We start from the raw sequence: 13,301 nt of genomic DNA, 5'->3' as shown, positions 1-13,301 counted from the left end.
TGTAACCGCCCCTTGCGGTTTGTGCCAACATTATTTAAAACTTAATTTACCATGTCAACCGACCGCAGAAAATTCATTAAGCACCTGGGTGCTTCCGTTTTGCTTACTTCGGCTACGCTTAATAGCCTGGCCGCCAAAGAAGAAAATGAACTCCGCATCCTGAGTGCCGAAAAGCGCGTGGGGCCTAATGATAAAATCCGGATTGCTACCATAGGCATGGGCATTATGGGTTTTGCCGATACCAGGGCCGCATTAACAGTACCCGGTGTTGAGTTGGTGGCCTGCTGCGACCTTTACAAAGGCCGCCTTGACAGGGCTAAAGAACTTTACGGATCTACCCTGTTCACCACCGGCGATCATCGCGAAATACTGGCCCGCAAGGATATAGATGCCGTGATTATAGCAACCAGCGATAACTGGCACAGCCAGATAGCCATTGATGCCATGCGCAGCGGCAAAGCCGTTTATAGCGAAAAACCCATGGTACACCAGATAAGCCAGGGCCTGGCCGAGATTAAGGCGCAGCAGGAAACAAAAATGGTTTTACAGGTTGGCAGCCAGCGGGTAAGCAGCGTTACCTATAAAAAAGCAAAGGAGTTATATGAAGCCGGCGCCATAGGCAAAATCAACTCTATCGAGGCATCGTTTAACAGGCAAAGCGCGCTTGGGGCCTGGCAATATACCATTCCCTTTGATGCATCGCCGCAAACTGTAGATTGGGCAAGGTTTCAATCAAACGCCAAATCGAAATATGATTATGATAGCAAGCGCTTTTTCAGGTGGCGTAATTACCGCGAGTATGGTACCGGGGTTGCAGGCGATCTTTTTGTTCACCTGCTAAGCGGCATTCACTTTATAACCGGCTCCAAAGGCCCCGAAAGAATCTATTCCATCGGCGACCTGGCGTACTGGAAGGATGGCCGCAACGTGCCGGATGTAATGAGCGCGGTAATCCATTATGGCGAAACCAAAGAACATCCTGCTTTCCAGGTAACGCTACGGGTAAACTTCATCAGCGGCGAGGGCGATCATAGTACTACCAAAATAGTAGGGTCGGAAGGTGTTATGGACCTGATGGGCGATGATAGTTTTTCCATCCGTAAAAACAAAATGCCGGTGGCTACGGGTATCGGTGGCTGGGATTCGTTATCAACTTTTACCGAAGCCCAGCAAAAAGCGTTAATGGACGATTATAACAAACGCTTTTCGCAGGCCGATCAGCAGCAGCCCACTCTCCCTGGCGAAAGCTACCGCGCCCCGGAAGGGTATAATGCGTCAAACGATCACTTTGCCAACTTCTTTGACTCCATACGTACAGGTAAACCTGTTGTAGAAGACGCCGTATTTGGTTTCAGGGCTGCGGCACCTTGCCTGGCCTGTAACGACAGCTATTTTGAAAACAAGGTAATTAAGTGGAATGCAGAAGAGATGAAGATAGTGTAGGTATAATTTTGCTTACCAAATAATTTAGCCAAGCATTTTACCATGAAATATTAAAGTTTAATTTTAATATTTCATGGTAAATACTAACTTTGAATATGATTAAACGTAGATTAGAAAAGGAGTTAAATCATTTATTAGCAGAATTTCCGGCAATTGCTTTATTAGGACCCAGGCAGGTTGGCAAAACTACACTGGCGAAAGAACTGGGTAATAAAGAAGATAAAGCCGTTTTGTATCTCGACCTTGAAAATGATGAAGACATAGCGAGATTACAGAATGCTGCATTTATTTTTGAGCAATACACCGATAGTTGCATTGTTTTGGACGAAGTGCAACGCCAGCCTGATATATTCAGGCAATTAAGACCTGCGATAGACAAGAACCGCCAACCAGGCCGTTTTATCCTGACGGGGTCTGCATCACCGGCATTGGTTAAAGGCGTATCTGAGTCACTTGCCGGCCGGGTAGCTTTTGTAGAATTATCTCCGATAAATTTACTGGAAGCTTTAGAAAGTGGCATCGGCCAGGAACAACATTGGTTTAGGGGAGGATTTCCAAATGCGCTCACAAGCAAAACTGACCACGCTTTTAGCCGATGGGCAGAACATTTTATCCGGGCTTATATCGAACGCGACCTTGCCTTACTGTTTGGCTTCAATCTTTCAGAAAAGCTTATTCGCAATTTTTGGTACATGCTGGCATCAAATAACGGAGGTATCTGGATGGCAGAAAGCTATGCAAGAGCTTTAGGTGTAAGCGGTGTGACGATAAAAAGGTACCTTGACTTTCTGGAAGGCGCTTTTATGATAAGACAATTATCTGCATGGTACGTTAACGTTAAAAAACGTGTAGTAAAAGCACCTAAAGTTTATATACGGGATAGTGGATTACTGCATGAATTAAATCGCATTAGAAATAGCCACGAATTGCCATTACATTTAATTGTGGGTAGTTCATGGGAAGGTTATGTAATCGAACAAATTTATCAATTGAAACCCAGGCACATGGACATGTATTATTACCGCACCCATAATGGTGCAGAATGCGATCTGGTACTTGTAAATGGCATCAAACCACTGGCCGCCATCGAAATTAAATATGCAACTACTCCGTCCCTTTCTAAAGGTTTCTATAATGTGCTTGATGACTTGCAGGTAACCAGGGCTTTTATAATAACTCCTGGCGAAAAGCATTACAGCCTGGATGAAAAAACAATTGTTAGTGGCTTACAATTTTTTCTGGAAAATATTTTGGGTGAGTTATAAAACCTCCTAAAGGCATTTTTAATAAGCTTTCGGCTTAACCTTAAATGGTTATCTATATTCCAACTGCTTTTTCAGCACCACGTTATCGGCAGCTTTTGCTATCATTACATCAAAAGTTCCCGGCTCGGTAACCAGGTTCATTTGCCTGTTCCAAATTGCTAAATCCTTATAGCTAATGGTAAAACTCACCGTTTTTACCTCACCCGGGGCAAGGGCTATTTTGCTAAATCGCGTTAAGCTCATTTCGGGCGTACTTACTGAGTTAATTTTGTTGCCCAGGTACAATTGCACCACCTCTTTGCCCACAACTGCACCTGTATTTTTAACATCTACCGAAACAGTTACCTGTTCATTTTTACTAAATACGGGTTTAGATACCTTTAAGTTATCGTATTGAAAAGTGGTGTAACTTAAGCCATACCCGAAAGCAAACAAAGGATCGGTTGACGAATACACATAATCCTGCCCTGGCTTTTCAACGGTGCCATGCTGGCGGTTAATTCCTTTTGATGAATTAACGTAGTTATAAAATATCGGGATATGTCCAGTTGATTGTGGCACGCTCATGTTTAACCTGCCGGATGGGTTTACTTTCCCGAAAAGAATATTAGCAATGGCAGTCCCGCCTTTTTCGCCAGGGTACCAGGCTTCTAAAATAGCCGGGATACTCTCCTTTTCCCAGCTAATACTCCACGGGCGGCCGTGCACCAACACCAATATTACCGGCTTACCGGTTTTATAAACGGCCTGCAACAACTCACGCTGAACACCTTGCGGGTTAATGTCGGTTACATCATAACCCTCGCCGCAGGTAAAAGGATCTTTAGGCTCGTTACCCGGAGCCTGCCCGTTCCACCCCACACCCGACCATACTACACTTGTAGTACCCAACACCACAACAACCGCGTCGCTTTCATTGGCGGTTTTTACAGCTTCATCAAAGCCGCTTTTATCCAGGCCGGATAGCTCGCAGCCTTTAGCATAATTTACTTTTAAGTTATTCCCTGCAAATTGCTTTATCCCCTCCAAAACGGTTACGCCCGATAAGTTATCGCGGGTAAAGCTATAATCGCCGTATTGCACTTTATTAGCATTGGGGCCAATAACAGCTATCGATTTCAACTTACTGATATTTAAAGGCAACAGGCTTTTTTCATTTTTTAACAGGATGATAGACTCCTCGGCTATTTGCTGCGAGAGTTTGATATGTTCCCCGGTATGTAACCTGCTTTTAATGCGTGCAGTATCGGGCAGCGGCTTTTCAAAAAGGCCAGCTTTAAATTTCATGGTCAGGATACGCGCTACAGCAGTATCTATCTGTGCTTCTTTAACTTTACCTGCTTTTACCAATTCAACCAAGTGGCTGTATACATCGGGGCGCGAAGCTTCCAGGTCTACCCCGGCTTTGATACCCAAAAGTGCCGCATCTGAGGCAGTTTTGGCCACCTTGTGGAAATTATACAGTTGACTTAGGCCGCCATAATCCGAAAAAACATAACCTTTAAAATCCCATTCCTTGCGTAAAATTTGTTTTAGCAAAAACTCATTACTATGGGCCGGAATGCCGTCAATCTCGTTATATGATGGCATAATAGCCGCCATATTGGCCTCTTGTACCGCTGCTTTAAACGGTGGTAAAAACATTGATCGCAGCTCACGCTCACCAAGCTCAGATGGGGCAAGGTTAATACCGGCAATTGGCTTGCTATAAGCCGCAAAATGTTTGCCTGTACACATTACTTTATCAAAGGCAAAGCTTGTTTTTGTTTTGGCCGGATCGCCTTGCATGCCCCGTACAAATGCCGAACCCAACTGGCCAACCAGGTAAGGGTCTTCGGCAAAACATTCCTCAACCCGGCCGTATCGGGCATCCCTGATCAAATCAAAAAGCGGCGAAAGCGCTTCATCAACACCCGATGTTGATGCCTCGTAAGCAATGGTAGCGCCCATTTGCTCAATCAGTACCGGGTTCCAGGTGCTTCCCTGCGCTATGGCTTGCGGGAATGTAGTAGCGCCGGCCGACAATTGCCCATGCAGGCATTCGCCAATTTGTATAGGTGGGATACCAAGCCGGGTATGCTCGCGCGAGTATTTCTTGGCGGCAATCGATTGTTGGGCAATATCATAAACATTGGTAAAAGGGCTCTCCAATACACCGTAAGCAATCTTGCTTTTGCTTGCCTCGCTTAGCGACGACATGCTCATCTGCCCAACTTTTTCTTCCAGTGTCATCCTTTTTAACAAATCGGCTACGCGAGCATGTACCGGCGCTTTAGGATTTTTATAAAGCTGTGCCTGAACACCGGCAGATAAAATTAAAGCAATAGGAATAATGGCAAATATTTTTTTGCTGACCATCTTTTAAAGAAGTTTGTTTTTATAGATGTAGTATTGAAATATGGTATTTTGTATCATTTTTCAATAGTCTAAGATACTTTAAACATTATAATCCGGCGGAGTGTTTTGTCAGATTTCAGGGACATCTCTTGTAAATTCCTGTAGGCGAAATTTTGCTAAAGCCATCCGGCTCTTATATGTGAACCGTTGGCTGAAGCCAACGGCAATGAAAAGTTTAATTTTAACTGAATTATCAATTCATTGCCGTCCCATTTATGGGGCGGTAAAATGCACAAAACATGCCGGCTTTAGCCAAAATGAGTCAAGGGTTTTAAATCGATTTCTTTGAGTCAGCTCTTCAATTACATCTCTAAAACAAATTCCCCTGCTCCATTTCAGCACCCATTGTTTCCTGCAGATATGACCGGATCATGGCGATAAGCTGCGGGCCATATTGTGTCGCTTTTTGCGGTCCCACTCCTTTTATACCCCCCAAAGCTTTGATGGTAGGTGGCAATTTTTCGGCAACAGTGGCAACCGTCTTCTCTGATAATACCATTCCCGGCATTATATTTTCCCTCTCAGCTGCGGTATCGCGCCAAATCATCAGTTGGTCAAAAAGTTGCTGATTTGGCTTTTCGTTCAAAGCCTTAACGTAGGAGTTTGATTGGTTTGAACCAGCCTGATCTTGTGCCTTCCGCTTTTCTTCAAGATATGTAGTTGCGGTAAAAGTATTTCCAGAAAAATGGTCCATTAACGCGATTCGGGTCATCATCCATTGAATCAGTTTATCTGCTTTAGCTGCTTTGGTTTCTTTATCTTTAGATAAGCCCATAAGCACCGGGATTTGCTGATGGAGGTTTCCGGTGGCTTCAGCCAGCTTATCTTTGAAATAGAGGGCCGCTTTTTGGATGCGTTCGGGCTGATAAGTGGCTAATTGCTGGGAAAGCTTTTCGGACACGTTAAAAATATCTTTTTCCATGTCTGGCGTCGCCTCTTCAAACCCGGTAACCCGGTTTTGTAAACCGCTGAAATTGAACAACTCGGCCAGTAACGATTGGCGATATAGCTCGCGATCGCGTTCCAGTCTTTCCTCATCCGGTTTAAGGGACTTTGCCTGCTCATTAAAACGGGCAACGGCGGGGTCGCCAATAATATTATTTGCAGCAATAGGGTTACGCAATACCATTCCCGACAAGGTTCGGCAACGGCTGAGCGCTACGTATGCCTGCCCGTGGGCAAAAGCCTCGCTTACATCAATAATGGCTTTATCAAAACTCAGGCCCTGGCTTTTATGAATGGTGATAGACCAGGCCAGTTTAAGCGGGATCTGGGCAAAGCTGCCTGCATTGGTCTCGTTAATTTGCTGATCTTCCAGCTGGTATTTAATATTGGTCCACTCCAAAGCCTGTACGGCAATTTCGCGTTCTTCCTGCCCGCAGCGCACAAAAACAGTATCGGGTTCTATCCGGGTGATCACCCCTATTTTGCCATTATAAAAAAGCTTTTCGGCCGAGCTATCGTTTTTCACAAACATTACCTGTGCACCTATCTTAAGCTTCAGGTTGGTTTCAGTTGGATAAGCATCCTTAGGGAACTCGCCGCGGATAGTAGCCGCAAATTCAAACTCCTGCCCCTCCAATGCTTCCACAAATTCGTTGTTCAGTTGCTGGGCAATGGAGTTATGTGTAGTAAGGGTGATGTAAGGCTCTTCGGCCGTTGGCCGAAAGCCGGGCTGGTGCCGGGCATTCAGCAACTCCAGGTTACCGGGGCTGATAGTTTGGTTACGCACTTCGTTCAAGATATCAACAAAGGCCTGTTCTTTTTGCCTGTACACATGATCCAGTTCAATTTTTACATAGGGTGCTTTTTGCATCACCAGGCTGCTGAAGAAATAGGGGGTACTATAATACCGCCCAAGCATCATCCATTCCTCATCGCGGATGATGGGGCTTAGCTGCGACAGATCGCCTATGAGCAAAAGCTGTACACCGCCAAAAGGTTGGGTGGTACCTTTCAGGTTTCGTAGTATGAGGTCTATCTGGTCAAGCACATCGGGCCGAACCATACTTACTTCATCAATGATAAGCAGCTCCAGGCTGGAAAGCAATTCCTTTTTTTCCGGGCTATAATGCATCTCGGGCCGGGTATTCCCTGCCGGGATGATGGGGCCGAAGGCGATCTGGAACAGCGAATGAATAGTCATGCCGCCCGCATTAATAGCAGCTACGCCCGTAGGCGCTACAACAGCCATTTTCTTTTTTGATTCCTGCCGTACCCGCTGCAAAAAAGTGGTTTTACCCGTGCCTGCCTTACCCGTTAAAAAAACAACCGTATTGGTTGTTTCCAGGTAATCAAAAGCCATCTGCATTGCCGGGTTTGTCTCGTTCATATTTTCGGTTGCAATGTTAATATAAATTTTATTTGAGCCGGATATTAAAGTCATGAATTATGGCAAACGCATATAAATTGGGTTAACATAACTTAACACATTTTTAAAAAATTAAATTATAAATAATTGATAATTAACATATTATAAATATCCATGGTTAACACTCAACTTCAATTAACAAACAGCTTTTTCAGGAGCATTTAGTATTGGTAGCAATGGCGGTTTTGAACGCCGGTCACGACTCACCCCGGTTACGCTGCGCTGGCCGGCCCTATTCCCGCGAGGTTAGCGCAGTGTAACTCGTGAGTATACCCGGTGCAAGTTTGTAGCTTGCAGAGTTCAGCTGAAAGCTGAAACCAGCCTTTTATCACGGGTTATAACCCCGCGATGGTTTAATTTTCATGCTTAGGCATTTTTTGTCTTGAATCCTGATTCTTGCATCCTGACTCTTCCTATTTAAAATTCCTGCCTTTGTGAAAAACCTCCTTGACCGGCGTAACCGGCGAGGTTATCTCATCGCTGCGCGATAAGGTTAATACCGGCAAATCTTCGGTATTGGCGGCGGTAAGGCCACGCAATAAGGGTGACAGGTTAAAAAACCGGTGCGCTATCACGTGGATCACCAAACCCTCTATCTGCAATTTACCCTCTACCATCAGCAGGCGCGATTGTAAGATCTCTTTACGATATTTATCAAATACCTTTTCAAAAGCCACCAGGTTGGCAAACCCGGTTTCGTCTTCAATCGTTATAAACAAAATGCCTTTGGCCGTACCGGGGCGCTGACGTACTGTTACCAGGCCGGTAACTTTAACGGCATCGCCATCTTTTAAATTTACCAGTTGGCCCGTGGGGGTTACTTTCAATAAATCAAGCTTCTCACGTACAAAACTAACGGGATGCGCTTTTAATGATAAACCGGTAGATGCATAATCCTGTACCACATGCTCGGCCTGGCTCATTAAGGGTAACGTAACCTGGGCTTCCATCGCGCTTTCGGATGGCTGGCCGGCAAACAGGCCGATGGGTTTATCATTCAACGCGGGTACTTCCCATAAAGCTTCGCGGCGATCAAGTTTCAGGGAACGGAAGGCATCGGCATCGGTAAGCTTTTCAATAGCCGCTTGTGGCACACCGGCATCGCTTAACCGGCTAATGCTGGTATAACCGCCCCCGCGACCGGCTATCAGCGCCTGCATGTCGTCCTCACGCAGGCCGTTCACCTGCCTGAAGCCCAAACGTACGGCACAAAACTTACCATCTTTTTCTTCGAGTGTGTTATCCCACATAGAGTGGTTTACATCTGCCGGGCGTACAACTACCCCATGCCTTTCGGCATCTATCACTATCTGCGCCGGCTGGTAAAAACCCATAGGCTGGCTGTTAAGCAACGATGCTGCAAATACATCCGGATAATACCACTTAAGCCATGATGAGATGTATACCAAATGGGCAAATGAAGTAGCATGGCTTTCGGGGAAGCCATAGCTGCCAAAGCCCTCCAACTGCTTAAAAATACGCCTGGCAAAATCTTCGGTATAGCCTTTACCCATCATACCGGCCACCAGTTTATCACGAAAGTTACTTACTAATCCTTTGGCCTTAAACGTAGCCATACTGCGGCGTAACTGGTCGGCTTCGGCAGCGGTGAAATTTGCCGCCACCATGGCAATCTCCATAGCTTGCTCCTGGAATAAGGGAACACCTTTTGTTCGTTCCAGTATTTTTTTTAATTCTTCCGAAGGATATTCAACTTTATCTATCCCATCGCGCCTGCGTAAATAAGGGTGCACCATATCGCCCTGTATGGGGCCGGGGCGTACAATGGCTACTTCTATCACCAGGTCATAAAATACCCTTGGTTTCAATCGCGGCAGCATTGACATTTGTGCGCGACTTTCTATCTGGAAAACGCCGAGTGTATCGGCATGGCAAATCATTTCATATACCGCCGGGTCGTCTTGCGGCACGTTTGCCAGGGTCAGCTCTTCCCCATAATGCTGCTTAACCAGGTCAAACGCCTTGCGAATGCAGGTAAGCATACCCAAAGCCAGTACATCTACCTTTAAAATGCCCAAATCTTCCAGGTCATCTTTATTCCATTCCAGTTGGGTGCGGTCTTCCATGCGGGCATTCATTACGGGGCAAAGGTCTGAAAGCTTGCATTGGGTAATCACAAAACCGCCGGTATGCTGCCCCAACTGTCGGGGAAAGCCCATCAGTTCTTCGGTTAGTTGCAGTACTTTTTTCAAGAGCGGATCATCAGGGTTCAGCCCCTGTGCAATAATACACTCACGGTCAAAATCATCATCCGAAAAGTCACGGATAGCGCCCGAAAGCCTGTTAATGGTATCTACCGAAATACCCATAGCCTTACCCACATCGCGGATTGCGCCTTTATGCCGCTCCTGTGTAACCGTGGCAACAATAGCCGCATGTTCCCTTCCATAGGTTTCATATATCCATTGAATAATTTCCTCCCGGCGCTCATGTTCAAAATCAACATCCACATCGGGCCATTCCTCCCGCGAATCGGACATAAAGCGTGAAAACAACAAGTTAGATTTAGCAGGATTAACGGGAGTTATCCCCAGGCAAAAACAAACCGCGCAATTTGCCGCCGAGCCCCTTCCCTGGTGCAGAATTTTCAACTCCTCGGCCTTTTGGGTATATTCAAAAATCCGTAAAAAATAAGGGGCCAGTTTTCGCTTCTTAAAAAAATCAAGCTCAAACTGAATCTGTTTCTTTTGTAATTCAAATTCCGCATCGGTAAACATTTTTTTGGCACCGGCCCAGGTATGTGATGCCAGGTGCTCATCTGCCGTGCGCCCATCGGGACTAATCCACTCCGGCTCCAGGTATTTTAAAGTATCTAACGAAAAATGACAGGCATTGGCAATTTCCTGGCTACGTGCCAAAGCATCAGGGTATTGCTTAAACAAGCGTTCCATCTCTTCAATAGGTTTCAGGTGTCTTTCAGCATTGGCATGCAGCCGGAAACCGGCGTTATGAATGGTGCACTTTTCGCGTACACAGGTTACTATATCCTGTAACTCGCGTCTTTCGGCCTCATGATAATGCACATCATTGGTAGCCACCATAGGGATAGTTAATTGCGAAAGCCGGTAAAAGCGTTTAGCATCATCGCCATGGTATGAGCGCGTTGCGGCTATATACAAATCATTACCCAATGCAGCTTGGTATTCCTTTAACTCCTGCTTAAATGAATCGTCAAAATCGAACCGGGAATTTAATTCATCAGGAGGGATCACTATAAATTTAATGCTTCCGGCATGCTCAAACACATCGTTTTTATACAATTCGCATTGCCCTTTTTCGATACGCAGGTTACCCTTGGTTAGCAAAGCGCACAAACGCCCCCAGGCTGTAATATCGGTAGGATAAGCCAGCAGACTGGGACCATCAACCAAATCGAGCCGGCAGGCGGGGATAAAACGGATACCTGTATCTTTTGTAGCGGCATACCCACGCACCACACCGGCCACGGTATTACGGTCAGTAAGGGCAATGGCAGTATAACCCAGCTTAACTGCGGCCTCAACCAGCTCGGCAGGATGCGATCCGCCGCGCAGGAAGCTAAAATTGCTGGTAACCTGTAATTCCGTATACTCCATAACCTATGCAAAAAAGCCATGAATAAACCATTGATTTGTTTCACCGGCCACATAGGCCCCCAGGCGAAAGATCCAGTAACGCTTGCCATCCATATCTTCAACATGGTAATAATCACGGCGTTCGCCGTTTTCAAGCCACCATTCGCGCTCAATGCGTTCAGGGCCATCTGCCTTTTTAATGTTGTGCACCTTATCCTGGTAAATAAAAAGCATGGGGGGATAATCGGGCACCAGCGAAGTTACATGTACAGGCTGCGGCCGGGCCAAAAGCTGTGTGGGACGCGGCCTGCTGATGCGCCAGGCGGTAGTTGGTTTCTCCAGTATAGTAGCCGCTTTTCTGACAGATCGCTCGGGCCAGTAATGCTCATCAGGCAGGTAACGGTGAATAACATTGGTATTTATTTTACCGGCAATCCTGTCCAGCAGCTCGGCTACTCCTGTATCATCCAGGCCGCCAACCTCGCCCCAAAGGCGCTCCTGTACCGGATCGGCATCATCTACTTTGGGGGCATCCAGTACAAAAAGCTCGATACCCAGGGCAGGCTCTATCGTGGCTATTTTAAGCTCGAATAATTTAAAAAGGTGCTCCACATGGTGCGATGCCCGGTTGGTGCCTATCTGTACCTGCTCTACCTTACCATCCACCCGGTAGCACCTCAGTACACCCGTTCGTAACCCTTTGCCATCCTGTTGCAGCCGTTTACATATACTTTCCAGTAACCGCCTGATCGCTATCTCTATCCCGGTGGCGGTATTGATGGGTTCCATGCAGGGCAGGCGTTCCTGGTAGGGTTCAACGGGCTGTAATAATTGCATCGGTTCATTCTCGTTGCCCAAAGCCTGGTTAAGTCGTAGCAGCAAATGCTCCCCAAACCGGCGGCGCAGTACCGACCGTGGCATGCGGATAAAACTGCCGATGGTACGCAGCCCCAGTTTTTGCAAACGTTCGGTAATAACCGGCTCCAGCCGCAAGGCCACCGGCGGTAGCGGCAGCAATGCCGTTGCCTGCCCATAACTTTCAATAATGGGGCTCAGCCTGCCAAAACGCGCAATGGCCCAGGCCGCGCCAATGCTATCGGCCATGGCGGCGCGGGCATCGTAGCCCTTGCTCCGTAATTTCAACACAATAGTTTTCAGGTATTCCCGCTCGCCGCCCCAAAGATGGGTACAGCCGGATACATCAAGGATCAGCCCATCGGGCAAATCAATGGCGATGGTGGGCGTATAGCGGATGCACCACTCGCCTAAGGCATGTAATAATTTGGCGGCCCTATCAGGTTGTTCATCTATCACCTGCAGGCCAACTATTATGGCTTTGGCATCGGCAGCAACCATGCCTGCTTTTACTCCATGCACTTCGGCGGCACGGTTGGTGGCGGTTATTAGCATACGGCCGTGATCTTTTATCGCAAAAACAAAAGGCACATCTTTCAGCTCCGGCTGCTTCAAGGTAAGCCAGTCGGTAGTTAAATGACGGAACCATATGGACATGTACCGTTTAGGCATATTGATGGTATGCTATTTCTGTTACCGCCTTCTCTTCAACAACCAGCGTAAAGCTGCCGGCCACCCATTCCACCTGCCAGCAGCCGGGGTTGCCGTTACGCACCTTTAAAAGTTCCACCTGCCAGCGCGGGAAGCCTACGCCGGGTAAACCATCTTCCAACTCGCTGGGCAGGTGCGTTATTTGCCAGCGGGATACACAGGCGGTGGTACTTAGCTTTTTAGCATCGGTGCGTAAAACAAAGCCGGTAACCTTACTACTTTCAACCGCCAGCTGCAAACGGCGCGACTGGGTAAAGTTGATGCCCGGCAATTCGGCAATAACGGCTGCCAGGCCATCGCATTTCAGGGCTTCTTCGGTTGCCCAAAGCAAATCTTTTTCGCGCTGCAGGTCTATAAATATCACCCGCTCGGGCGGTACTCCAAATACCTTAAGCGCGGGCGGGAAAACCGTACGCGCTTTGCTTATCCACAAACAAACCCCATTGTTACGCATCAGTTGGGCCAGTATGCCGCCAATAAAGCCGTTGGTAGCCGCGGCATGCTCCGGCTCGGTAGTTAAAAACTCATGCACTGCCCCTACCGGGAAAATCCCATTTGGAAAAGCAGCCTCAATAGGCCCCAGGCCAAAGCTATCGTCGGCCCCGGCAATGGGCGCTTTAAAGCCCTCCCACAATAAAATATCTTTTTTCAGCTGGCTGATAATATCCTTTTTTGCTTCCATGA

7 protein-coding genes are annotated in these 13,301 nt (G+C 47.0%); 2 read left to right on the top strand and 5 right to left on the bottom strand.

Annotated elements, in window-relative coordinates; translation table 11 throughout:
- The first annotated feature begins 51 nt into the window (after positions 1–51).
- On the top strand, positions 52–1,443 hold the full coding sequence (locus PQ469_RS06370; protein ID WP_274212184.1) for a Gfo/Idh/MocA family protein: 1,392 nt from the start codon (positions 52–54) through the stop codon (positions 1,441–1,443).
- 95 nt (positions 1,444–1,538) lie between these two features.
- Positions 1,539–2,708, top strand: a complete 1,170-nt coding sequence (locus PQ469_RS06365) for an ATP-binding protein (RefSeq protein WP_274212183.1) — start codon at positions 1,539–1,541, stop codon at positions 2,706–2,708.
- Positions 2,709–2,756: 48 nt separating this feature from the next.
- Here the strand turns inward: PQ469_RS06365 and PQ469_RS06360 are convergent, their stop codons facing one another.
- From PQ469_RS06360 to PQ469_RS06340, 5 genes are all read right to left on the bottom strand, one after another.
- Positions 2,757–5,066 carry a glycoside hydrolase family 3 N-terminal domain-containing protein gene (locus tag PQ469_RS06360; RefSeq protein WP_274212182.1) on the bottom strand — a complete coding sequence of 770 codons (2,310 nt, stop codon included), beginning with the start codon at positions 5,064–5,066 and terminating at the stop codon, positions 2,757–2,759.
- Positions 5,067–5,415: 349 nt separating this feature from the next.
- Positions 5,416–7,437, bottom strand: coding sequence for an HRDC domain-containing protein (locus PQ469_RS06355; RefSeq protein WP_274212181.1), 2,022 nt, complete (start codon positions 7,435–7,437; stop codon positions 5,416–5,418).
- Between the two features lie 452 nt (positions 7,438–7,889).
- Complete coding sequence (locus tag PQ469_RS06350) at positions 7,890–11,072, bottom strand: error-prone DNA polymerase (RefSeq protein ID WP_274212180.1); 3,183 nt, start codon at positions 11,070–11,072, stop codon at positions 7,890–7,892.
- Between the two features lie 3 nt (positions 11,073–11,075).
- On the bottom strand, positions 11,076–12,578 hold the full coding sequence (locus PQ469_RS06345; protein ID WP_274212179.1) for a Y-family DNA polymerase: 1,503 nt from the start codon (positions 12,576–12,578) through the stop codon (positions 11,076–11,078).
- Positions 12,571–13,299: an ImuA family protein gene (locus PQ469_RS06340; protein WP_274212178.1), complete on the bottom strand. Its 729-nt coding sequence runs from the start codon at positions 13,297–13,299 to the stop codon at positions 12,571–12,573. Before PQ469_RS06340 ends, PQ469_RS06345 begins: the two co-directional genes overlap by 8 nt.
- Positions 13,300–13,301: the final 2 nt, after the last annotated feature.

The organism is Mucilaginibacter sp. KACC 22773, assembly GCF_028736215.1.
Taxonomy (GTDB): Bacteria; Bacteroidota; Bacteroidia; order Sphingobacteriales; family Sphingobacteriaceae; genus Mucilaginibacter.
This window is presented reverse-complemented; position numbering and strand designations above follow the sequence as displayed.